A 23,565-nucleotide genomic window follows, 5' to 3' on the forward strand; every position below is an offset into this window, starting at 1 on the left:
TCATTCCTTGACCGCGCCCTGCGTCAGCCCCTGGATGATCCAACGCTGGAAGGCGAGCACCAGCAGGACCAGCGGCAGCGTCACCACCACCGAGGCGGCGGCGAGATCGCCCCAGGGGACGTAGTAGAGGTTGGTGAAGTTGGCGATGCCGACGGGAATGGTCTGGCGCTCGACGCCCGAGGTGAAGGCGAGCGCGAACATGAATTCGTTCCAGGCCATGATGAAGGCGAGCAGGCCGGTGGTGACGAAACCGGGCAGCGACATCGGCAGGATGATCGAGACCATCAGGCGCAGCGGCCCGGCGCCGTCGATGATGGCGGCCTCGTCGATCTCGCGGGGGATGGTCTGGAAGTAGCCGAACAGCACCCAGATCACCAGCGGCAGGCCGAGCGACAGGTAGATGAGGACGAGAATGGTGTAGGTGTTCATCAGCCCGAGCGCCGACGCGGCGAGGTAGAGCGGCGCGACGATGGCGATCTGCGGGAACATCGACACCGACAGGATCAGCGCCAGGATGCCGAAGTGGTAGTAGACGCGCAGCCGGGCCAGCGCGAAGGCGGCGGCGGCGCCGATCGCCAGGCAGAACAGCGTGGTGAGCCCCGCCACGATGGCCGAGTTGACGATGTAGAGGTGGAATTCCTTCTCGACGAAGATGTTGCGGAAATGCTCGAGGGTGCCGGGCCACGGCAGGAAGCTCGGCGTCGGCGACGACAGCAGCCGGTCTTCCTGGAAGGAGGTGGAGAGCTGCCAGAGGAAGGGCGCCACCGACCAGACGACGATCAGGGCCGAGGCCAGGTAGAGCGCGATCCGGGTGATCAGCAGTTGGGCGCGCCAAGAGGACGGCATCCTTTCCTCCTCAGCCGTTGTCGCGCCGCATGCGGCGAACGATGAAAAGACCGAAGCCGAGGGCGATGACCGCCTCGGTGATGAACATGGCCGCCGACAGCGCGCTGCCGTAGCCGAAATCGAGCCCCGAGAAGAGCACCTTGTAGGAGAGCGTCGACAGCACCTCGGTGGAATCGGCCGGGCCGCCGCCCGTCAGCACGTAGACGAGGTCGAAGATGCGGAAGGCGTCGAGGGCGCGGAACATGCCGGCGATCAGCAGCGTCGTGAACAGCAGCGGCAGGCGGATCGACCAGAACGACTGCCAGGGCCCGGCGCCGTCGATGCGGGCGGCCTCGACCAGCGAATGCGGCACCGTCTGCAGGCCGGCGAGCAGCAGCAGCGCCATGAAGGGTGTCGTCTTCCAGACGTCGGCGATGATGATGGTGAGGAGCGCCGTCCGGCTGTCGCCATACCAGTTGACGTAGCCGTCGATCAGGCCGGCCTGCATCAGCAGCCAGTTGACCACGCCATGCTGGCCGTCGAACAGCCAGCCGAACATCTTCGAGGTCACCACGGTGGGGATGGCCCAGGGCACCAGCATCGCCGCCCGCACCCAGCCCCGTCCCCTGAAGGTCTCGTAGAGAACCACCGCCATGGCCATGCCGAGCAGCGTCTCGAGAAGCGTCGAGGCGGCGGTGAACAGCATGGTGTGCTGCCAGGCCGACCAGAACTGCGGGTCGCCCGTCAGGCGGAGGTAATTGGCAAGACCGACGAATTCGTCTTCCTGGGTCGACAGCATGGTATTGCGCAGGGAAAGGCGCATGCCGTCGAGGACGGGATAGACGGAGACGGTGGCGAGGGTGACGACCGCGGGCAGGAGGAAGAGCAGAGGCGCCCACCTTTCGGCGCGGCTCCTCCGCCCCAGCCGCTTGCTCCGCCGGCTGCCGGCCGCAAGGCCGGCGGACGGAAGCGCTGTCATGTGCCGACGATGCCCTCGAGCCGGGTCTTGGCTTCCTTGAGGGCGTCGGCGACGTTGCCGTTGGTGACCGCCTTGGAGACGGCCGATTGCAGCGCCAGCGAGACTTGCGAATATTTCGGCGTCACCGGACGCGCCGTGGCGCCGACGAACACCGGCTTCAGCGTCTGCATGAACGGCTGGGCCTTGCCGAGCTCGGCGCTGTCGAACACGGCCGGCCGGCTCGGGGCGAGGCCGAGCTCGGTGGCGAACAGCAGTTGCGTCTCCGGGCTCGACAGCCACTTCAGGAACTCGACGGAGGCGTCGCGGTTCTTGGTCGAGGCGTTGACGCCATACTGGTAGCCGCCGAGGCAGGCGGCGCTCTTGCCGCCCTCGAAGTGCGGCAGCGGCGCCACGCCGACCTTGTCGACCACCGAGGACGCCGCCTTGTCCTGGCAGATGGAATAGACGTAGGACCAGTTGCGCAGGAAGGCGACGTCGCCGCCGGTGAACGGCGTGCGCGACGGCTCCTCGTCCCAACTGCGGACGTCCGGCGGGCTGATTTTGTATTTCTCGATGGTGTCGTACATGAACTGCACGGCCTCGACCGCCGCGTCGTCGGCGATGTGCACCGTCTTGCCGTCGTCGCCGAGGATGCTGCCGCCGTTGGAGGTCACGAACTCCACGAGGTCGCAGATCAGCACCTCGGCCTGCTTGGCCTGCCAGGAGAAGCCGATCTTCACCTTGCCGGCCTTGACGAGGTCGGTCGCCGCGGCGACCAACTGCTCCCAGGTCTCCGGCGGGGAGGAGACGAGATCCTTGCGGTAGTAGAGCATGCCGCTGTCGACGTACCAGGGCAGGGCCGTCAGCTTGCCCTGCCACTTGCAGGCGGCCAGCACGCCGGGGAAGTAGGCGCCGGCTTCGTCGGCGGTGACATACTCGTCGAGCGGCAGGGCCCAGCCGGCGCCGGCGAACTCGGCGATCCACACGACGTCCTGGGTGAAGACGTCGGGCGAGCCGTCCTTCTTGGCCAGGCGCTGCACCAGCCCCTGGTGGACCTCGGTGGAGGCGCTCGGCGGCGGCAACTCGTCGTAACGAACGAGGATGCGGCTCTGCGACTGGTTGAAGACATCCACCATCTCGGCGACGGTGCGCTTGCCGAAGAACTTGGCGCTGGCGAAGGTGATGTTGGTGCGGTCCGCGGCGGAGGCGACCGAAGCGAGCTTCAGGATCGCCGGCGCGGCCAGCACGCCGCCCGTGGTGATGCCCGCCACTTTCAGGAACTGACGGCGCCCGACAGCCGCAGGCTTGCCGACATGATCGTCATTGTCAGTCATGCGTTCTCTCCCGTACGCTCGCGGGTTTCGTCCGATCGGCGAAACTTCTCTCATGAGCGGGCCGATAAAAGCTGCATAAAGTCGAACTGTCAAGCAAAAAACAGCATAATAAAATACGACATGATGCGACTTTGTGCCGCTTTGTGACGCAAAACCCGGTATGCTAGGTTGCCGGCAAATCCGGATGTTTGTAGGGACAGGCCAAGCGACGATGACCACAGAGGACCTGGAGAAAACCGGTTCGGACGCGACGCTGCCGGCGCGACGGCGGGCCGATATCCTGCGTCTCGCCCAGCAGTTGGGGCAGATTACCGTGACGGACATGAGCGCGCGCTTCGACGTTTCGCTCGACACCATCCGGCGGGATCTCGACATCCTGGCCGAACAGGGTCTGGTCAGCCGCATCCATGGCGGCGCGCTTCCCGCCTCCAGCATGGCGACGGCCGATACGCCCTTCGATCTCCGCATGAAGTCGCATCATGCGGCAAAAACACGCATCGGTCAGGCCGCGGCGGCGTTGATCGCCGACGGCGAGACGCTGCTGGTCAACGGCGGCACCACCACCATCGCCTTCGCCGCTGCGCTCGACACGCGGCGCCGCCTGACCATCGTCACCAACAATCTCGGGCTGCCGCCGGTCGTGCCGCCGGCCGCCATCCTCAACCTCTACCTGCTGGGCGGCGAAATCCGCAGCGGCGCCCAGGTGACGCTCGGCCCGATCGGCTTCGTCGGCACCGGCGCCATCACCGCCGACACCGCGGTCATCGGCGTCGGCGGCGTCGACGCTGCCGGCTTCTGGACCAGCCATCTCTCCGAAGCCACCATGATGGCGGCGATGATCGAGGCGGCGCGGCGGACAATCATTCTGGCCGACAGCCGCAAGTTCGGGCGCCACGCCTTCGCCAAGGTCGCCTCGCTCGAGCGCGTCTTCGCGCTGGTCACCGACGCGCCGCCGCCGCCCGACATCCAGGCGGCGCTCGAGGCGGCCGGCACGCTGCTGATCGTCGTGCCGGACGACGGCGAGGCGGGCGCCGGCTGATCGGGCGGTCACCCTGCCTCGACCTTGACGGCGCCGGTCATGATGGCCACCACGTCGGCCATGGTGTGGGTCTTCGGCGAGACGACCGCCGCCCGCCGGCCGAGACGCATGATGAAGATGCGGTCGGCGAGCTCGAACACGTTCGGCATGTTGTGGCTGATCAGCACCACCGGCAGGCCGCGGTCGCGGATGTTGCGGATGAGCTCCAGCACCTGGCCGGTTTCCCGTACCCCCAGCGCGGCGGTCGGCTCGTCCATGATGACGAGCTTGCGGGCGAACACCGCCGCCCGCGCCACGGCGACGCCCTGACGCTGGCCGCCGGACAGGTTTTCGACGCGGCTGGCGATCGACGGCAGGCGGAACTTCAGCTCGGCCATCGCCCTTTCGGCCTCCTCGCGCATGCGCCGCTTGTCGAGGCGGCGGAAGACGCTGCCGAGAAGGCCGAGCGACAGCAGCTCGCGCCCCAGGAACAGGTTGCTGGGGATGTCGAGGGCCGGCGCCACGGCGAGATCCTGGTAGACCGCCTCGATGCCGCGATGGCGGGCGTCGAGCGGTCCCTTGAAATGCACCGGCTGGCCGTCGAGCAGGATCTCGCCGCTGTCCGGCACCACCGCGCCGGTCAGCGTCTTGATCAGCGTCGACTTGCCGGCGCCGTTGTCGCCGACCACGGCCAGGATCTCGCCGGCGCGCAGCTCGAAATCGACGCCATCGAGGGCAACGACGTGGCCGTAGCTTTTGACGAGGTTGCGGGCCTCCAGCACGTTGCGGCCGGGATCGGCGCCGCGGGTCTCCGGCGTGGCGGTGAGCGTCGACATCAGCGCCTCCTGCGGGAAAGCTGGTCGAAGGCGACGGCGACGATCACCAGGATGCCGGTGACGAGGTCCTGCCAGAGCGGATCGATGCCGGCCAGCGTCAGGCCGTTGCGCAGAACGCCGACGATCAGCGCGCCGATCAGCGTGCCGACCAGGCCGCCACGTCCGCCGAACAGGCTGGTGCCGCCGATCACCACGGCGGTGATCGAATCGAGGTTGGCCGTCTGGAGCGCATTGGGATCGGCGTTCGGAATGCGGCCGAGGGCGAGCCAGGCGGTGATGCCGTAGATGAGGCCGGCCAGCGCATAGACCTGTAGGAGGTGCAGCCGGACCGGAATGCCGACGAGGCGCGCCGCCTCGGGATTGTTGCCGATGGCGTAGACGTGGCGTCCCCAGCGCGTCTCGTTGAGCAGGTACCAGACGACGGCGTAGAGCAGCAGCATGGCGAGGACGCCATAGGTGAGGACGAAGCTGCCGACGCGGAAGGTGTTGCCGGTCAGGCCGAGAAAATCGTCCTGCACCGGGAAGGCGCCGCCCTTGGAGATGAGGCGCAACGCCGCCGTCAGGATGCCGAGCGTGCCGAGGGTGACGATGAAGGGCGGCAGGTCGAGCCGGCTCACCAGCGCGCCGGCGACGAGGCCGGACAGCGTGCACAGGATCACCGCGAATAGCATCGACAGCATCGGGTCGTAGCCGAGGTTGACCAGCTTTCCGGCGACGATGGTGCCGAGCACGCAGACGGCGCCGACGGCGAGGTCGATGCCGGCGGTCAGGATCACCAGCGTCTGGCCGATGGCCAGCGTGCCCACCACGATGGTCTGCTGCAATATGATTGAAAGGTTGTGCGGGGCGAGAAAGCGCGGATTGGTGATCGCGAACACCAGGCAGAACGCCAGGAGAACCAGGACCGGCCCGATCGCCGGGATGGCCTTGGTTCGCGAAAGCAGCCCGGCATCGGGATCCGGGGCGGACGGGGTTGCGCTGCTCATCGGGACCTCGCAACTGACGTGGGGTGAGGACGGGCCGGCGGAGGTATGACGTTCCGCCGGCCCGTTCGGGCGTCAGCCGGTCGGCCCAGCGGGCGACCGGGATGATGCCATGCGTCCGCCGGCCTCAGCCAGCGGCGGTCAGTCGCCCCAGCAGTTCTGGAGGCCCCACTCGCTGTCCTTGGAGTCGAGGCCCGGCATCGGCTTGTCGGTGATGAGGTAGGAGCCGGTATCGACGAAGCCGGACGGCTTCTTGCCGCTCGCCGCATACTCGGCCACCGCGTCGACGCCCATCGACGCCATCTTGTAGGGGAACTGCATCACCGTCGCGGCGATGATCCCGGCCTTGACGTTGCGCACGCCGGCGCAGCCGCCGTCGATCGAGGTCAGGATGACGTCGTTTTCCTTGCCGAACGACTTCAGCGCCGCGTAGCCGCCGGCCGCCGCCGGCTCGTTGATCGTATAGACGACGTTGATGTCGCCGTTCTTGGAGAGAAGGTTCTCCATGCCGATCTGGCCCTTGTCCTGGGCGCCGTTGGTGATGGCGGCGCCGGCAATGGCCGGATCGCCCTCGGCGATGCCGAAGCCCTTCAGGAAGCCGTCGTGGCGGAAGGTGTCGACCGTGCCGCCGGGCGTGCCGTCGAGCATGGCGATCACCGGCTTCTTGTCGCCGAGCGCCGCCTTGGCATAGGCGCCCTGCTGGACGCCAGCCTGGAAATTGTCCGTCGCGAAGGTGGCGTCGACGGCATCGGCCGGATCGGTGGCCGTGTCGAGCGCGATCACCAGCACGCCGGCGTCGCGCGCCTTCTTGATGACGTTGAGCATGCCCGAGGAGTTGTTGGGCGTCACCAGGATGCCCTTGGCGCCGGCCGAGATCAGGTCCTCGATGGCCGCCACCTGGCCTTCATTGTCGCCGTCGAACTTGCCGGCGCGGGCGATCAGCGTCAGTCCCTTGGCTTTGGCCTCCGCCTCGGCCGCCTGGCGCATCTTGACGAAGAAGGGATTGACCTCGGTCTTGGTCACCAGGCCGACAATGGCGCCTTCCTGAGCATAGGAAACACCGGTCGCCCCGACGAGGCCGAAGGCGAGGGCGAAGACCGCGCAGCTTATCGCTAGCTGCGAGGACGCGTGACGAGACCTGTCGCGATGAGAAGTCTGCATACTTTCCTCCCGGTTGTTGTCTGGAGCCGTTTCCTCTTCCGGCTCCGTGGCCCTTTCCTCCGAGGCCATCTCGATTTGACAGCAATTATGTATGAAGTCAAACATAAACAATATATATTTGTATATTTTTATCCAAAAGTAGCTTTCGACTGAGTGGTATTGTTCGTCGCCGTTTCCCCGGCCTGCGGCACCTCTTCGCCGGGGCCGGCAATCTCGCCCGTCAAGGAACCGATGCAGCGCATCGCCGCGCGAACCGGCGCGAGGCTGGAGAGGTCGCAATAGGCGGAGAACAGCGATTGATAGCGCGCCGACCGCGCCGCATCGGGGCGGAATTGCCGCCGCGACCGAGCGCCGAAGCGCTCGGCGCCCGCCTTGAAGTCGGCAACGACGCCCGCCGCGACGGCGCCGTGGATGGCGGCGCCCGTCGCCGTGGCGTGGGCGATCTCCGGCAGCTCGATCTCCCGGCCGAGGATGTCGGCCATGATCGCCACCAGCAGGGGATTGGCTTCGGCGAGGCCGGAGGTCATCACCACCCGCCGCGTGTCGAGGCCGCCGGCGGTGGCCAATTCGAGAATCCGGCGCGTTCCGTAGCAGAGGGCCTCCATCAGCGCCCGGTAGATGCCGGCGGCGGTGGTGTCGAGGCCGAAACCCATCAGCAGCCCCGACAGGCGCGAATCCGCGTGGGGAACGCGGTTGCCGTTCCACCAGTCGAGCCCGACGAGGTGATTGTCGCCGGGGGCGAGCTTTGCCGCCTCGGCGTTGTAGGCGGCAAAGCTCGCCGCCAGATCCGGACCGCGCGGAAAGGTGCGGGCGAACCAGGCAAGCACGTCGCCGAAGGCCGCTTGCCCCGCCTCGAAGAGCCACAGGTCCGGCAGGGAGCCGCCATGCGCCACGCCCTCGAGACCCTCGGGTAGAGGCCGGCGGCGTTCGGCGAGAAACATATAGGCGGCCGAGGTACCGAGCGCCCCGACCATGGTGCCGTCCTCGACGGCGCCGACGGCCGGCAGCACCGCGTGCGAGTCGATGATCGCCACCGCCACGGTGGCCGGCCCCTTGATGCCGGTGCGCCGCCGCCAGTCTTCGGTGAGTTCGCCGGCCGGGCTGCCGGCCGGCAGCGGCAGGGCAAGGCGGCTTTCGATGCCGGGCACTACGCCCGCGGGATAGCCTTCGATCGTGGAATATTGCGCCTTGTAGGCGGCGAAGCCGAGATTGCGCACCTCGTGGCCGGTGAGCTGCATGACCATCCAGTCGCCGGCTTCGATGAAGCGGTCGGCCGCCGCCCAGACCGCCGGCGCCTCGGCCGCCACCTGCGCCGCCTTGGCGAGCAGCCATTCGCCGGAAAGCCGCCCGCCGAAATCGTCGAGAAAGGCGCCGCCCGCTGCGTTGATCGCGTCGGCATAGCGTTGGGCGCTGTGCTTCCAGAGCTTGACATAGGCGTGCGGCTCGCCGGGCATCGGCGCCGACAGCGGCGTGCCGTCCGCCGTCGCCGGCAGCGGCGACGAGGCGGTGAAGTCGAGGCCGATCGCCAGAATATGGCGATCCCGCCCGAGATGGATCAGCACTTCCTCGGCGGCGGCGAGATAGTCCCGGGCGTCCTGCAGGGCGAAGCCGGACGGCAAGGGCGTGCCATCGGCCAGCGATCCGCTCATCACGCCGTGGCGGTAGGGCGACGCATGGTGATCGACCGCCACGCCCGATCCGGCGTCGATCAGCACGCCGCGCACCGACAGCGTGCCGAAATCGAGGCCGATGAGATAACGCCCGCTCATGCCGCCGCTCCCCCCGATCGACGCCGGCGCTCGGCCCGTCGCTGCAAAAGGCCGTGGCGGCATGGGCACCCGCCGCAGCCCCTTCGCTTCTACAGAGGCTTGATGTAATCAAAAGTCAATGCAATTTTGTATATTTTTATACATAATTGATGGCGCGAATAACCCTTGGCGCTTTATCCGAACGCGTTTATTGGCTACATCTGGCGTAGCAGGAGAGCGTCCGATGCCTACCAGAGACAGTGCCGGCGACAACGCGGCGCTGACCAATGCCAGCGACATCTTTTCCCTGATCGCCACCGGCGCGGCCGTCTCGCGTTCGGCGCTGCTCGAGAGGTCGGGGCTGTCGCGGGTAACGGTGACCCAGCGGCTGAACGCGCTGATCGCCGCCGATCTGGTCGAGGAAGCGGCGAAGACGCTGCCGAGCGGCGGCCGTCCCACCCGTGTGCTGGCCGTCAACCGGCGGGTGGGCCATGTGCTGGTGGCCAATATCGGCGAAGCCCATCTCCACCTGGCGCTGATGTCGCCGGAACCGGCGGTGATCGCCCAGAGCACGCTGCGCTACGAGGTGGCGGAAGGGCCGGCGGCGACGCTCGACAGGATCGCCGACGGATTCCGCCGCCTGCTGTCCGACACGGACGGCGGCGACGGCATGCTGCTCGGCATCGGGCTGAGCCTGCCGGCGCCGGTCGACTACAAGCGCGGCCGCGTCGTCGGGCCGTCGATCATGCGCGGCTGGGACGACGTCGACATCATCGGCCCGATGGTCGGGCATTTCGGCGTGCCGGTCTACGTCGACAACGACGTCAACCTGATGACCCTCTATGAGTATCGCCGGCATTTCCACCTCGCCGACGACATGCTGTTCATCAAGGTGGGCACCGGCATCGGCGCCGGCTTCATCGCCGACGGCAAGATCTTCCGCGGCGCCCACGGCGCCTCTGGCGATATCGGCCACATCCAGTTCGACTCCGACGATCCGCCGCTGTGCCGCTGCGGCAAGCTCGGCTGCGTCGAAGCGCGCGCCGCCGGCTGGGCCATCGCCCGCGACCTGCGCGCCCACGGCTTCAAGGCGGACAACGCCCGCGACGTGATAGCCCTCGTCGAGGAGCAGGTTCCCGAGGCGATCATGATGCTGCGCAAGGCCGGCCGCGTCATCGGCGAGGTGATGGCCGATGTCGTCAGCATCCTCAATCCCGGCCTGATCGTCGTCGGCGGAACGCTGGCGCGCGGCGGCGACTTCCTGCTGTCCGGCATCCGCGAGCTGGTCTATCAGCGCTGCCTGCCGCTGGCGACGCGGGAACTCAATATCGTTCTCGCTCCGCCGCAGGCCGACATCGCCTTGTTCGGCGCCGGCCAACTGGTGGTCGACAACGTCTTTTCGCCGGCCGGAGCCGCCAATCTGCTCAATCGCATGGTCTCGACCGCGGTTCGGCCGGATCGCCCGGAGCGGGCCAGACGTCGGATGGGGCGGGCGGGCTGAGGCTTCCAGAACGCCGTGCGTTGGGCAGCTAGGGCGCAGAAAATGCGATTGCCATGCATTCGCATCAGGAGCCCTACAGATGGTCATGGGCCCGATAAATGTTACACGTAGCGGGGCCGCCTTGTCGCCCTGCCATAATCATGATAATGAAACTCATGTTTATAGACGTGGATTTCAAGGCGTTCGACGACGGATTTGGTTGTGCCTACCCGGCGGGCAGACCCGGACGGCTGGCCATCTGACGTCTCGTGTCGCCTTCTCGTGCGAAGGGACATCCTTCGCTGACTGGAAACGGCTCGAAAGTGACCTACCAGCATTCGATGATTTGCCACACCGAAGGCATCCAGCCGATCGCGCCGGTCAAGTGGCGCGGTCTCGACGGCCTCATGAGCGTGTTCTGGGACGCCGAAGGGCAAGCGGGAGCGGGGGCTTATTACCTGTCTCCGGATCCGCGCATGGTGATCTTCTTCAATGACGTGTCACGCCAGATCAGCATGTCGAACCGGGGCGACGACTTCGGACGATACGATCGCCCGATGACCAGGGCGCTGTATGTGCCGGCCGGCGTTCCCCTGTGGACGAGATTCAACGCCTGGCACCGCTTTTCGCATCTCGACCTGCATCTGCACCAGGACCGGCTGTTGCGCCTGTTGTCGCCTTCGGTCGGCGGCTCGGCCGCCCGGTCGATCCTGCGCTGTCCGGTGGAAATTCAGGACGTCGGACCGATCGAAACGCTGGCCGGCCTGCTCGTCGAGGAGGTTTCCAACCCCTCGAAACACGCGATTTACGCCGAGAGTCTGGTCGCCAGCATCGTGACGGCTCTGCTCGACATTCCCGAGCGACCGCCCGAGCAACCCAACGCGCGGCTGACCCAGGCGCAGATGAACAGGCTGGCCGCGACGATCAGGGCAAACGGCGACCGCCGCATGACGGTCGGCGAGATGGCGGCCGCGGTCGGCCTGTCGGAGAGCTGGTTCGCCACCGTGTTCAAGCAGACGACCGGCCAGACGCCGCTTCAGTGGCAGCTCGGGCGGCGGATCGAGCAGGCGCAGGCGCTTCTGGCCGAAAGCAGCCTCAGCCTGGTGGATATCGCGGCGCAGCTCGGCTTTTCCGATCAGGCCCACCTGACCAAGGTGTTTCGCCAGATCGTCGGCGAAACGCCCGCCGCCTGGCGGCGTTCGCGCCTCAACGCCCTCATCGCGACCTGATTCCCGCCCGGATCGGCTCCGGGCGGGCTTTGCTGTCTCACCAGGTCTGCCGCAGGGTCGCCATGATCGACCGGCCGGGATTGTACCAGTCCGCTCCATAGCCGCCGTAGGCGACGTGCTTTTCGTCGAACAGATTGCTGACGTTGAGCTGGAACGTCGTGTTTTCCTGGATCTTGTAGGTAAAAGAAGCATCGAAGACGACGGCGCTATCCGATTTCTTGGCATTCGCGTCGGTGAAGTAATACGAGCCCATATAGCGTGCGCCGAGTCCGAAGGTCATGTCTCCGCGCGAACCATCGCCTTCCAGCGTATAGGTGCCCCAGAGCGAAGCGAGGTGTTCCGGCACTAGGCCGAGACGGTTGCCCTCGTTCGTGCCGGCATTTTCTACAATCTCGGAGTCGATATAGCTATAGGCCGCGATCAGGTTGATATTGTCCGTCACTTCGGCCTTGGCCTCAAGATCGATACCTCGGTGCCGAATCTTGCCGACTGTCGATTGTGTGTAAGTGACGGGATCGGTGACCGTGATGTTTTCCTTCGTCAGATCGTAGATGGCTGCGCTGAACAGAGCCGGGAAAGCATCCGGCCGGTATTTGATCCCAACTTCATACTGTTTGCCGGTCTCGGGTTCAGTACCTACCGACGGCGGAGCGACGGATTCGGCATAGCTTGCATAGGCCGCAAGTTCCCCGGTGATTTTGTAGGTCAGGCCGAAGCGTTTGGTAAATTCGCTGAGCGAATCTTCACCGCTGGACGCTCCGGTATAGGCATTGAGGCCTTCCGTCTCGATATCAAGCCAGTCATTGCGCAGGCCGACGGTCGCAGTCAACTTGTCGAAGACGGTCAGATCCTGCTGGAGGTAGATTGCCTTGGTCTTCTGGTCGTTCTTCGTGCTTGAGTAGAACGGAACTGAATCGGGCGCGCCGGAATAGACTGGGTTCTCCCAGTCGATGCCGGGCGCGACACCGTAATCGGTTGTGCTATCAGATTTGAACTTGTTGTATTCGAGACCGACGAGCGTGCGGCTATTCATATTGTTGAAACGCGTCTCGTAGAGCAGATGCGAATCGACGATGAACTGCTCGCTGGAGCCATCATTGCCGTAATAATAGCGGTCCGCTATGGTATCACCGTTTGCGAGCGCATTCGGCTCATAAATATAGGCATAGCCGAAATTGGTATGCGTTTTGCTGTAGCGGGCATTCGTATTGAAGGTCAGGCCATTGCCGAAAGCATGATCGAGCATAATGCTCACCGAGTCCCGGTCGATGTCGCGATAGTTATAGTCGGGTTCACCGAAGAAGCGGTCTCTGGAGAAATCAGAGCCCTCCGGGTGGCCGCCGCTGCCAGGCGTTCCGTCCTTGTCCAGATGATCGAAGACGACCGACACGCTGGTCGCGTCGGTGGGGCGCCAAGTTAGGCCACCCATGATGAAGTTTTCATCATCCTGGGAATAATCATATTCGGCATTCGACCGCTGGAGCTTGCCGGTCAGGCGATATGAGAGCGTGTCGTCTTCGGTGATGTTGTCGCCAAAATCGAAACCCGCCTCCTTGTGCGAGAACGATCCTCCGGTGCCATAAACCTCGCCGAAACGCTCGCTCTTCGGCCTCTTGGTAACATAGTTGACCGACCCACCAGGATCGGAAACCCCAAAGCCGGTGGAACTGGCGCCCTTCAGAACCTCGACGCGCTCGAAGGCATATGGCTCCTCCCGAAGCCCGCCGAAGGGGGAGCCGATGACCAGACCGTCGCGATAGGTATAGGTATCGAAGCCGCGGATCTGGAAATAGTCGAACCGGTCGTCGGAACCGTAATAGTCAGTGCTCACGCCGGCGGTATATTGCAGGACCTGTTCGACACTGTCGGCGCCACGCTCCTGGATCTCCTTGGCGGTGATGACGGAGACCGCGGCGGGCGTTTCCAGGATATCCGTCGGCATCTTGCCGCCGCTGGTGGTCTTGGTGGCGACGATCGTCTTGGAGTCGTCGCCGCTGCCGGCTCCCTCGACGGTGATGGTCTCCAGGACCGTGGCGTCGTCGGCGGTCTTCGCCGTATCGTTCTCCTGCGCCCTCAGGGAAACGGGCGTCACGGCCATGAGCGCCGAGCACCCCAGCAGGACCGCCGTCCGACAGCGCAACGGGCTCTTCTGTCTGGTATTTCCGGCTGTTGTCGCAGTGTCCATGTTGGGGTCCCCGAGGTTGAGTTTCTCTTGCCGGAAGCCGGCTGAGGGGCGTCGACCCGACCGAAAAAGGCTACTGATGACAGCATCCCGCCGGCCATTCGATCGTGCGCCGCCCTTGCCGCGCCATCGACGGCCGGGGTCGCCCAACACCCCCGTCAGCCTCATCTAACTTGATGGTTTTTCTCTGGTATTGTAGCTTTTTCCGTTTTTGTAGGATTCCCCGGAAACTTCCGTCCGCACCGTCTCTGAGCGGCGAAACGCGCTTGACCTCGGCATATGAAGCTGAAAACTGATGTCAACTTAGAGCCTGCCCCGAAACTCTACTGGGTTGGACATCTGGCTTCGCTTTCTGCGCTTCCGGTGCTCACGAACCTCAAGTTCGCTCCGCTCCGGTTCTCGAAACCATCGCCATCTGCCGCAACCCAGCGAATTTCGAGTCAGGCTCTTAAACCGACCCAAACCGCCACGGAGTGGACGGATGCCGCGCTTCCTCCTGCCGTTCGTCGCCATCTTGCTGCCGATGCTGGCTTTCGGCGCCGCCCATGCCGGGGAGGGCGCCGCCTATCCCATCACCATCAGGCATGCGCTCGGCACGACGGTGATTCCCGCCAAGCCTCAACGGGTGGCGACGGTCGCCTGGGCCAACCACGAGGTGCCGCTAGCCCTCGGCATCGTGCCCGTCGGCTTCGCCGCCGCCAACTTCGGCGACGACGACGGCGATGGCCTGCTGCCCTGGGTGGCCGAGAAACTGGCGGCGCTGCACGCCGACAAGCCGGTTCTGTTCGACGAGGGCGACGGCATCGACTTCGAGGCGGTCGCCGCCACCGAGCCCGACGTGATCCTCGCCGCCTATTCCGGCCTCAGCCGCTCGGACTACGACACGCTGAGCCGCATCGCCCCGGTGGTCGCCTATCCCGAGGCGCCCTGGTCGACCGACTGGCGCGACATGATCCGCCTGAACAGCGCCGGGCTCGGCATGGCCGAGGAGGGCGACCGGCTGATCGCCGGCATCGAGGCGGAAATCGCCGCGGAGGTGAAGCGGTATCCCGAGATCGACGGCAGATCGGCGATGTTCGTCACCCATCTCGACGCCAGCGATCTCAGCCTCGTCAGCTTCTACACGATGCAGGACACCCGGGTACGGTTCTTCAGGGACCTGGGACTGGCCATGCCGGCAAGCGTCGCCGAGGCTTCGAAAGGCGGCGGTTTCGCCGGGTCGATCAGCACCGAGCGCATCGATGCCTTCGACGACGTCGATATCGTCGTGACCTACGGCGACCGCCGGCTCGTCGAGGCGATGAAGGCCAATCCGCTCTTGGCCCGCATGCCGGCGGTGGCCCACGACGCCATCGTCACGCTTGGCCGCGATCCGCTCGGAACGGCGGCCAATCCGACGCCGCTGTCGATCTCCTGGGTGCTGAAGGATTATGTGGCGCTGCTGGCGGAGGCGGCCAGGAAGTCGAGATGATCGCCGGCAACGTCTCACCTTCCGCCGCGTCTCCGGGTTATGGACGATCGAACCGCGGCCGGACTCTCTGGCTGGCGGCGATCGTCGCCGCGGTCGTCGCGCTTTGCGCCTTGTCGCTGGCGATCGGCACGCGCGACGTCACCTGGAGCGAGGTGCTCGCCGCCCTGCGCGGCCACGTCGACAGCATCGGCGAGGCGGCGGTCGCCATGCGCATGCCGCGCACCCTGCTTGCCCTGTTCGCCGGCGCGGCGCTCGGGCTGTCCGGCGCCGTCATGCAGGGCGTGACGCGCAATCCGCTCGCCGATCCCGGCATTCTCGGCGTCAATACCGGGGCGGCGCTGGCCGTGGTCATCGGCGTCGCCTGGTTCGGCATGACCTCCGCCCACGCCTATATCTGGACGGCGATCCTCGGCGCCGGCTGCACGGCCGCCTTCGTCTATACCATCGGCTCGCTGGGGCGCAGCGGCGTCACGCCGCTCAAGCTGACGCTGGCCGGCGCGGCGACCTCGGTCGCCTTCGCCTCGCTGGTGATCGCCGTGGTGCTGCCGCGCAACGATATCGCCGGCGGCATCCGGTCGTGGCAGATCGGCGGCGTCGGCGGCGCCACCTTCGAGCGCATCGCCGAGGTGCTGCCCTTTCTGCTCGCCGGCCTGGTCCTTGGCCTGGGGTCGGCGCGCAAGCTCAATTCGCTGGCGCTGGGCGACGACCTCGCCGCCGGGCTCGGCGAGCGCGTGGCCTTGGCGCGCGGTATCGCCTCGCTCGCCGCCATCCTGCTCTGTGGCGCCACCACGGCGGTCTGCGGCCCGATCGGCTTTGTCGGCCTCGTGGTGCCGCATGTCTGCCGGCTGCTGGTCGGCGTCGACCACCGCTGGCTGCTGCCGTTCTCCGCGCTCGCCGGAGCGATCCTGCTGCTCGCCGGCGACATCGTCGGCCGCCTCGCGGCGCGGCCGTCGGAGCTGGAGGTCGGCATCGTCACCGCCTTCGTCGGCGCGCCCTTCTTCATCTGGATCGTCCGGCGTCAGCGGGTGCGTGAATTGTGACCTTGTCCGGCTCCGCCCTCCGCTCCGTCATCGACGGCCGCCGACGCCGGGCGCGCCGGCGGCAGGCCGTCGTCTTCGTCCTCCTGGGGCTGCTGGCGGCGCTTTTCTGCCTGACCCTTCTGCTCGGCCAGTCCTTCGTCCCGCCTCGCGACGTGCTGCGCGTGCTGCTCGGCGAGCACGTGCCGGGCGCCTCCTTTGCCGTCGGCGAGCTGCGCCTGCCGCGCGCCGTGCTGTCGATCCTGGCCGGTCTCGCCTTCGGGCTCGGCGGCGTCTCCTTCCAGACCATGCTGCGCAATCCGCTGGCCAGCCCCGACATCATCGGCATCAGCTCGGGCGCCAGCGCGGCCGCCGTGTTCGCCATCGTCGTGCTGTCGCTCGACGGTCCGGTCGTCTCGATCCTCGCCGTCGCGGCCGGCCTCGGCGTCGCCTTGCTGGTCTACGGGCTTTCCTTCCGAAACGGCGTGGCGGGAACCCGGCTCATCCTGGTCGGCATCGGCGTGTCGGCCATGCTGGAGAGCATGATCGCCTATGTCCTGGCGCGCGCGCCGGCCTGGAACCTGCAGGAGGCCATGCGCTGGCTGGTGGGCAGCGTCAACGGAGCGCAGCTCGGGCAGGCGCTGCCGCTCCTTCTCGGTCTCGTTCTTTTCGGGGGACTGCTCCTGAGCCGCGCCCGCGATCTCCAGGCGCTGCGGCTCGGCGACGACACGGCGGCGGCGCTCGGCGCCGACGTCGCCGGAACCCGCATCCTGGTCGTCGTCGCCGCCGTCGGCCTGATCGCCCTCGCCACGGCGGTCGCCGGGCCGATCGCCTTCGTCGCCTTTCTGTCCGGGCCGATCGCCAGCCGGCTTGCCGGCAACAACGGCTCGCCGCTCATCGCCTCGGCGCTGGTCGGCGCGGTGCTCGTCCTCGCCGGCGATTACTGCGGGCAGTTCCTGCTGCCGAGCCGCTATCCGGTGGGCGTGGTGACCGGCGCGCTCGGCGCGCCCTATCTTCTCTATCTCGTCATTCGGGCCAACAGGACCGGAGGCTCGGCATGATCACCCATTCCCTGACGGCAGAGGCGCTTTCGGCCGGTTACGGCGAAACCCTCGTTCTCCAAGGCCTCGACCTCGCGGTGCCGCCAGGCCGGATAACCGCCATCGTCGGCGCCAATGCCTGCGGCAAATCGACGCTCCTGCGCACCATGTCCCGGCTGATCGCACCGCGAAAGGGGCATGTCCTGCTCGATGGCAAGTCGATCCACCAGCTTCCGACGCGCGCGCTCGCCCGGACCCTCGGGCTCCTGCCGCAGTCGCCGATCGCCCCGGAAGGGATCGCCGTGGCCGATCTCGTCAGCCGCGGCCGCCACCCCCACCAGGGCCTGTTCGGCCGCTGGACGCGCCAGGACGACGAGGCCGTCGCCGCCGCCCTTGAGGCAACCCGCACCGCCGATCTGGCGGAACGGCCGGTGGACGAATTGTCGGGCGGACAGCGCCAGCGCGTCTGGATCGCCATGGCGCTGGCGCAGCAGACCGACATCCTCCTGCTCGACGAGCCGACGACCTTCCTCGACATCAGCCACCAGGTCGAGGTGCTCGATCTGCTGACCGATCTCAACCGGGCGCGCGGAACCACCATCGTCATGGTCCTGCACGATCTCAACCTGGCGGCCCGCTATGCCGATTATCTCGTCGCGATGGACAAGGGCCGGCTGCACGCCGCCGGCGACCCTTCCGACGTACTGACCGAGCAGAACGTCCGGCAGGTGTTCGGGCTCGAAAGCCGGGTCATTGCAGATCCCATCTCCGGCAAGCCGATCATGCTGCCGATCGGCCGGCATCACACGGCGCCCGGCCGCGACGCCTGACCGCCACCCCATCGTCACGCCTCTGCACCTGCGCGAGGTTTTTCCTCGTTGCGGCCGAGCTTTGGCAGAAATTACCTATGTCTCCGATAGGACATATGTAAATTTCGGCGTCATATGTAAAACGGTGATGGGGTGGAAATGTCGGGGGCGGCCTATCTCGGAGTCGATGTCGGTTCGACGTCGGTGAAGGCGGCCGTCTACACGTCCGCCGGCCGCTGTCTCGGCATCGCCGCCAAGCCGAGCCGTTCGATCCGGCCGCATATCGGCTGGTCCGAGCAGGATATGGACGAGGTCTGGTCGCTGACCCTCGATGTCATGCGCGCCGTGATCGAGGCGGCGGGGGTACGGATCGACGCCATCGGCGTGTCGGGGCAGGGCGATGGCCTGTGGGCGCTCGACGACGGGCGGCGCCCGGTCCGCAACGCCATTCTTTGGAATGACGCGCGTGCCGACGACCTGGTGCTCGGCTGGATCGCCGACGGCACCTCCGCCGAACTCTCCCGCTACAGCCGTACATCCAACTGGGCCGGCACGGCCGGCACGCTCCTGCGCTGGCTCGAGGACAACGAGCCCGAAAGCGCCGCCCGCGTCCGTCACGTCCTGTTCTGCAAGGACTGGATCAATTTCCGGCTCACCGGCGTGCTCTCGACCGACTATTCGGACGCCTCGATCCCCTTTCTCGACATCGGGACGCGCGCCTACGCGCCGGAGGCCCTCGACCTGCTCGGCATCGGCCGCCATGGCGGCGCGTTGCCGGCTCCGGCGCGGTCGACCGACGTCAAGGGCGGGCTGACGGCGGAAGCCGCCGCCGCGCTCGGCCTGGCCAAGGGGATACCGGTCGCCACCGGCACCATCGACCTCGGCGCCCAGATGGCCGGCATGAACCTCGGCCGCCCCGGCGACGTCTACTTGGTGCTCGGCACGACGGCGATGCTCAATATCGTGACGGCGCCGGAGCCGTTCGCCGGCGAACCGGTCGGCGCCACGCTGGCCCATTCCTATGCCGATCGCTTCATCCGCGTCATCGCGCCGCTCACCGGCACGCAGGCCTACGACTGGTTCCTGTCCGTCAATCCGGATCTGGCGGCCCTGGGCGACGCCGGGGCGGTAGCCTCGGGTTTTGGCCGTCTCGCCGCCGCGGCGCCGGCCGGTAGCAACGGCGCTCTCTTTTTGCCCTATCTCGCCGGCGAGCGGGCGCCCTTCGTGGCGCCGCAGGCGACCGGCGCCTTCCACGGCCTGACGACGGCGACCTCGCGCGCCGACCTCGCCCGCGCCGTGCTGGAAGGCGTGGCCTTTTCGCTGAAGCACTGCGTCCGCTCGACCGGCCTTGCCCATCCGGCCCAGGTGTTTCTGACCGGCGGTGGCGGCCGCAACGCCTTCTGGTGCGACATTCTCGCCAATGTCCTCGGCACGACCATCGTCGCGTCGGACGAAAGCGATCACGGCCTTTGGGGCTCGGCGCTGATCGCCGCCGCCGCCGTCGGGCATCTCGACGTCGAGGCGCCGCCGCATCGGCCGCAGCAGTTGCGCCGGCACGCGCCGGATCCGTCGACAATCGAGGCCTACGAGCGTCCGTTCGAGCTCTACGCGGCGATAAGCGGCCTGTCGGCGCCGCTCTGGGACGCCCGCCGGACGGCGCTTCGCCACATCGGAGATCGCCCATGACGCAGACCATGCGCGCCGCCGTCTACTATTCCCATGACGACATCCGCGTCGAGGATCGGCCGGTCCCCGAGATCGGTGCCGGCGACCTTCTCCTGCGCACCCTGGCGTCGGGCCTCTGCGGCGGCGAGGCCATGCCCTGGTACAAGAAGAGCCAGCCGAAGGTGCTCGGCCACGAGCCGGTCGGCGAGGTGGTGGCGGTCGGCGCCGACGTGCGCGAGTTCAAGGTCGGCGACCGGCTGTTCGTCAACCATCACGTCGGCCGCATCCGCTCGCACTGGTCGCTGCGCGGCCATTTCACCCGCGATCCCTATTATTCCGCCACCCGGCTCGATCCCGGCGCCCTCTGCCAGTATTACCGGGTCAGCGCCGCCCATCTCGCCGTCGATGTCCACCGCCTGCCCGATACGATCAGCGACGAAGCGGCGGTAACCATCGAGCCGTGGTCCTGCGTCGTCGGTGGTCTCAAGGTCTGCGGCATCCAGCCCGGCGACACGGTCGCCGTCGTCGGCGCCGGCTTCATGGGGCAGGGCTTCGTGCACATGGCGCCGCTGTTCGGTGCCGGGCGGGTGATCGCCCTCGACTATTCCGACTGGCGCCTCGCCAGGGCGCAGGAACTCGGGGCCAACCACGCCATCAATCCCGGCCGCGACGATCCGGTGGAGGCGCTGCGCGCCGTCAACGGCGGGCTGCTCGCCGACGTGGTGGTGGCCATCGCGCCGGTGGCGCCGGCCTGGGACCTTGCCGGGCGGCTGGTCGAGGTCGGCGGCACGCTGCATCTCGGCGCGCCGCTGCCGCCCGATACCCCCTGGGTGCGCGACGGCAACCGCGCCTATTTCGACGAGATCACCGTCACGTCGAAATACTCCGGCGACCACACCGATACCTATGCCTACCTGCGCCTGCTCGCCGCCGGCCGGGTCCGCCCCGAAGCGGCGATCACCCACCATTTCGACATCGAGCAATCGCCCGAGGCCTTCCGGACGCTGGTGAGCGCCGGCGAATCCCTCAAGATCATCGTCTATCCCAATGGCCGGCCGGTCCGCCGTGCCGAGGAGGTGCCCCATGCTTGAAGCCCTGCGCGAAGAGGTCTGCGAACAGAACCTGGAGCTGCCGCTGGCCGGTCTGGTCGTCGGCTCGGGCGGCAACGTCTCCGGCCGCGATCCGGAAACCGGCCTCGTCGTCATCAAGCCGAGCGGCGTCAAGTTCGCCAAGCTGACGCCCGACAAGCTGGTGGTGGTCGACCTCGACGGGGCGATCGTCGAAGGCGACCTCAAGCCGTCGGTCGACACCGGCATCCACCTCTACATCTACAAGCGCCGACCGGACGTGTTCGGCATCACCCATACCCATTCGCCCTACGCCACCAGCTTCGCGGCGCGCGGCGAACGCATCCCGGCGGTGCTGACGCCGATCACCCATATTCTCGGGCGCGACGTGCCCTGCGCCCCCTATGCGACGCCCGGCGAGGTCGAGACCGGCGAGGCGGTGGTGACGGCGGCGGCCGGCGGCCTCGCGGCGCTGGTGCAGGCGCACGGCGTCTTCACGCTCGGCAAATCGGCCAGCGAGGCGACCTCCATCGCCCTCTATCTCGAGGAGGCGGCGAAAACCACCCATCTCGCCATGCTGCGCGGTCCCGTCGAGGAGATGCCGCAGGAAGAGATCGATCGCTGCTACGCCTGGTTCCGCCGCCACTACGGGCAGAGCGGCACCAAGGCGGTCAATTCCTGAAACGGGAGGCGGCGATGGCTAGATACGATGCGATCTTCGTCGGGCTGACCATACTCGACGTGGCAGGAAGGCCGGTCGAGGCCATACCCTCGGGCGGCGGCGTCGCCTTCATCGACGAGATCCGCCTCAACCCGGCCGGCACCGCCGCTGGCGCCGTCGTCAACGCCGCCAAGCTCGGCCTCAGGACGGCGACGGCCGCCTGCCTCGGCTACGACGAGAAGGCCGACTTCATCCTCTCCGCCTATCGGCGGCTCGGCATCGACCTCGGCCTGATCCAGCGCACCGACAAGGCGGCGACCTCGGCCACCATCCTGACCATCCGGCCGAACGGCGAGCGGCCGGCGCTGCACTGCCGCGGCGCCTCCGATCATCTGTTCGTCGAGGAAAAGGACTTCGACGCGGTCACCGACGCCCGCTTTTTGCATCTCGGCGGCACCGGCCTGCTCGCCGCCATGGACGGCGGGCAGAGCGGCAAGCTCCTGGCCCATGCCAGGGGGCGCGGCATCGTCACCACCTTCGACCTGATCGCCCCCAATCCCGGCACGCTGGCGCTGCTCGACGACCTCCTGCCGAACATCGACTATTTCATGCCGTCCTTCGAGGAGGCGTCCTACCTGTCCGGCCTTGCCGACGTCGAGGCCGCCGCCCGCTTCTTCATCGACCGCGGCGCCGGCGCCGTCGTCTTCAAGTTGGGGGCGGAAGGCTCCTACACGCGCACCGCCGCCGGCGAGGCCTTCCGTACGCCGGCCTACAAGGTCGAGGTGTCCGATACGACGGGCTGCGGCGACAGCTACTGCGGCGGCTTCATCGCCGGTCTCGCCAAGGGGCTGGATCTCCGGGAAGCCTGCCGGCTCGGATCGGCCACCGCCGCGCTGGTCGCCACCGGCCTCGGGTCGGACGCCGGCGTCGTCGACTACGATCAGGTCCGCCGCTTCATGGCCGGCACGGAAACGCGCCCGTGACGCTTGCCCCCAAAAGCCATGACGCGCTGCTCGCCAACGTCGCGCTCCTCTACTACAAGGAGGGGCTGACGCAGGGGGACATCGCCCGCCGTCTCGGCGTGTCGCGGCCGACCGTGGTCGCATATCTCCGGCAGGCGCGCGAATTCGGAATCGTCGACATCCGCATCGACGGCCTGTCCTTTGCCACGTCCAGCCTGTCGCGGGAGCTGCGGGCGGCCTATGGCCTGTCCGACGTCTTCCTGATCGACGAGCCTCCAGGCCCCGCCGGAACTCCGGAGGAGGCGTCGCGGCAGGCCCGCCGCCAACTGGCGCAAGTCGGCGCCATGGCCGTATTCGACCTGCTCGAGCCGGGCGATTCCCTCGGCGTCGCCTGGGGGCAGACCATTCACTGGCTGGCCGAGGAGATGCCGCGCGGCACGATCGCCGGCCTCAGCGTCTACCAGATGATCGGCTCGATGAAGTCGCGGCACCTGCCGGCGGCCGAAACGCTGGCGATCCGCGTCGCCAGCAGCCTCAACGCCGAATGCTTCACGCTGCATGCGCCGGCGGTTCTGTCCAACCGCGACATTGCCGACGCCCTGAGGCGCGAACCGGTGATCGCCGAACAGCTTCGCGCCCTGCGCGCCCTCAGCAAGACGCTGTTTTCGGTCGGCAACGTCGCCGACGACACCCAACTGGTCCAGTCCGGCATCGCCACCGTCGACGACGTTCGCGGCTATGTGCGCCGCGGCGCCGTCGGCGTCCTTTCGGCCCGCTTCATCGATGCGGACGGCAACCCGGTCGCGGGCGACCTCGACGGGCGGATCATCGGCATGGAGCTCGCCGATATCCGGGCGGTCGGCAACGGCATCCTGGTGTCGTCCGGCCACGACAAGGTCGCCGCGATGCGCGCGGCGCTCGTCGGCGGCTACGCCCGCTATCTGGTCACCGACAAAGCCACGGGGGAGGATCTGCTCGACGCGAAACAGGCTTGATCTCATTTATACTTGAAAACAACTTTTGCCGCGTCACGCCGTGGACCAATGCCGCTTGCCCGAAACAAACGGCAGGTGTTTCTGGAGTTCGGCATAACATACTGTCATGAATTGGATTTTTCGAA

General features: G+C 67.1%; 20 protein-coding genes. 12 read left to right on the forward strand and 8 right to left on the reverse strand.

Annotation, left to right across the window (positions count from 1 at the left end; translation table 11 throughout):
* The 3 genes from CJ014_RS06345 to CJ014_RS06355 are packed head-to-tail and all read right to left on the reverse strand — an operon-like array spanning position 1 to position 3,117.
* Positions 1–846 carry a carbohydrate ABC transporter permease gene (locus CJ014_RS06345; protein ID WP_100079687.1) on the reverse strand — a complete coding sequence of 282 codons (846 nt, stop codon included), beginning with the start codon at positions 844–846 and terminating at the stop codon, positions 1–3.
* Between the two features lie 10 nt (positions 847–856).
* The gene (locus tag CJ014_RS06350; RefSeq protein WP_100079688.1) at positions 857–1,804 is read right to left on the reverse strand and encodes a carbohydrate ABC transporter permease; all 948 of its coding nucleotides are present in this window, start codon (positions 1,802–1,804) and stop codon (positions 857–859) included.
* The gene (locus tag CJ014_RS06355) at positions 1,801–3,117 is read right to left on the reverse strand and encodes an ABC transporter substrate-binding protein (protein WP_100079689.1); all 1,317 of its coding nucleotides are present in this window, start codon (positions 3,115–3,117) and stop codon (positions 1,801–1,803) included. Before CJ014_RS06355 ends, CJ014_RS06350 begins: the two co-directional genes overlap by 4 nt.
* 211 nt (positions 3,118–3,328) lie before the next feature.
* Here CJ014_RS06355 and CJ014_RS06360 point away from each other — a divergent pair, with 211 nt between their 5' ends.
* Positions 3,329–4,156 (forward strand): DeoR/GlpR family DNA-binding transcription regulator, encoded by an 828-nt coding sequence (locus CJ014_RS06360; protein ID WP_165790770.1) that lies wholly within the window; start codon positions 3,329–3,331, stop codon positions 4,154–4,156.
* Positions 4,157–4,164: 8 nt separating this feature from the next.
* On the opposite strand, the gene CJ014_RS06365 is transcribed toward CJ014_RS06360, so the two are convergent.
* From CJ014_RS06365 to CJ014_RS06380, 4 genes are all read right to left on the reverse strand, one after another.
* The gene (locus CJ014_RS06365; protein WP_100079691.1) at positions 4,165–4,971 is read right to left on the reverse strand and encodes an ATP-binding cassette domain-containing protein; all 807 of its coding nucleotides are present in this window, start codon (positions 4,969–4,971) and stop codon (positions 4,165–4,167) included.
* On the reverse strand, positions 4,971–5,957 hold the full coding sequence (locus CJ014_RS06370) for an ABC transporter permease (RefSeq protein WP_100079692.1): 987 nt from the start codon (positions 5,955–5,957) through the stop codon (positions 4,971–4,973). The genes CJ014_RS06365 and CJ014_RS06370 overlap by 1 nt, the downstream gene beginning before the upstream one ends.
* A gap of 138 nt (positions 5,958–6,095) precedes the next feature.
* The gene (locus CJ014_RS06375; protein WP_100079693.1) at positions 6,096–7,115 is read right to left on the reverse strand and encodes a substrate-binding domain-containing protein; all 1,020 of its coding nucleotides are present in this window, start codon (positions 7,113–7,115) and stop codon (positions 6,096–6,098) included.
* Between the two features lie 128 nt (positions 7,116–7,243).
* Positions 7,244–8,884 (reverse strand): FGGY-family carbohydrate kinase, encoded by a 1,641-nt coding sequence (locus CJ014_RS06380; protein ID WP_100079694.1) that lies wholly within the window; start codon positions 8,882–8,884, stop codon positions 7,244–7,246.
* 223 nt (positions 8,885–9,107) lie between these two features.
* Here CJ014_RS06380 and CJ014_RS06385 point away from each other — a divergent pair, with 223 nt between their 5' ends.
* Both CJ014_RS06385 and CJ014_RS06390 read left to right on the forward strand, forming a co-directional pair.
* Positions 9,108–10,364: an ROK family transcriptional regulator gene (locus CJ014_RS06385; protein ID WP_100079695.1), complete on the forward strand. Its 1,257-nt coding sequence runs from the start codon at positions 9,108–9,110 to the stop codon at positions 10,362–10,364.
* Between the two features lie 302 nt (positions 10,365–10,666).
* Positions 10,667–11,572, forward strand: a complete 906-nt coding sequence (locus CJ014_RS06390) for a helix-turn-helix domain-containing protein (RefSeq protein ID WP_100079696.1) — start codon at positions 10,667–10,669, stop codon at positions 11,570–11,572.
* 37 nt (positions 11,573–11,609) lie between these two features.
* Here the strand turns inward: CJ014_RS06390 and CJ014_RS06395 are convergent, their stop codons facing one another.
* A complete protein-coding gene (locus tag CJ014_RS06395; protein WP_100079697.1) occupies positions 11,610–13,757 on the reverse strand; it encodes a TonB-dependent siderophore receptor in 2,148 nt (715 codons plus the stop codon).
* A 478-nt stretch (positions 13,758–14,235) separates the two neighbouring features.
* Here CJ014_RS06395 and CJ014_RS06400 point away from each other — a divergent pair, with 478 nt between their 5' ends.
* The 9 genes from CJ014_RS06400 (at position 14,236) to CJ014_RS06440 (ending at position 23,440) form a co-directional block, all read left to right on the forward strand.
* Positions 14,236–15,225: an iron-siderophore ABC transporter substrate-binding protein gene (locus tag CJ014_RS06400; RefSeq protein WP_100079698.1), complete on the forward strand. Its 990-nt coding sequence runs from the start codon at positions 14,236–14,238 to the stop codon at positions 15,223–15,225.
* Positions 15,222–16,265 carry a FecCD family ABC transporter permease gene (locus tag CJ014_RS06405; protein ID WP_100079699.1) on the forward strand — a complete coding sequence of 348 codons (1,044 nt, stop codon included), beginning with the start codon at positions 15,222–15,224 and terminating at the stop codon, positions 16,263–16,265. The genes CJ014_RS06400 and CJ014_RS06405 overlap by 4 nt, the downstream gene beginning before the upstream one ends.
* Before the next feature lie 2 nt (positions 16,266–16,267).
* Positions 16,268–17,302 carry a FecCD family ABC transporter permease gene (locus CJ014_RS06410; RefSeq protein ID WP_100079700.1) on the forward strand — a complete coding sequence of 345 codons (1,035 nt, stop codon included), beginning with the start codon at positions 16,268–16,270 and terminating at the stop codon, positions 17,300–17,302.
* Complete coding sequence (locus tag CJ014_RS06415) at positions 17,299–18,111, forward strand: ABC transporter ATP-binding protein (protein ID WP_100079701.1); 813 nt, start codon at positions 17,299–17,301, stop codon at positions 18,109–18,111. Before CJ014_RS06410 ends, CJ014_RS06415 begins: the two co-directional genes overlap by 4 nt.
* A 138-nt stretch (positions 18,112–18,249) precedes the next feature.
* Positions 18,250–19,776, forward strand: coding sequence for an FGGY-family carbohydrate kinase (locus CJ014_RS06420; RefSeq protein WP_100079702.1), 1,527 nt, complete (start codon positions 18,250–18,252; stop codon positions 19,774–19,776).
* Positions 19,773–20,846 (forward strand): zinc-binding dehydrogenase, encoded by a 1,074-nt coding sequence (locus tag CJ014_RS06425; RefSeq protein ID WP_100079703.1) that lies wholly within the window; start codon positions 19,773–19,775, stop codon positions 20,844–20,846. The genes CJ014_RS06420 and CJ014_RS06425 overlap by 4 nt, the downstream gene beginning before the upstream one ends.
* Positions 20,839–21,504: a class II aldolase/adducin family protein gene (locus CJ014_RS06430; RefSeq protein WP_100079704.1), complete on the forward strand. Its 666-nt coding sequence runs from the start codon at positions 20,839–20,841 to the stop codon at positions 21,502–21,504. Before CJ014_RS06425 ends, CJ014_RS06430 begins: the two co-directional genes overlap by 8 nt.
* Positions 21,505–21,518: 14 nt before the next feature.
* Positions 21,519–22,466, forward strand: a complete 948-nt coding sequence (locus tag CJ014_RS06435; RefSeq protein ID WP_100079705.1) for a carbohydrate kinase family protein — start codon at positions 21,519–21,521, stop codon at positions 22,464–22,466.
* Positions 22,463–23,440 carry a sugar-binding transcriptional regulator gene (locus CJ014_RS06440; protein ID WP_165790771.1) on the forward strand — a complete coding sequence of 326 codons (978 nt, stop codon included), beginning with the start codon at positions 22,463–22,465 and terminating at the stop codon, positions 23,438–23,440. Before CJ014_RS06435 ends, CJ014_RS06440 begins: the two co-directional genes overlap by 4 nt.
* Positions 23,441–23,565: the final 125 nt, after the last annotated feature.

It is taken from the genome of Pleomorphomonas carboxyditropha (assembly GCF_002770725.1).
GTDB classification, from domain to species: Bacteria; Pseudomonadota; Alphaproteobacteria; order Rhizobiales; family Pleomorphomonadaceae; genus Pleomorphomonas; species Pleomorphomonas carboxyditropha.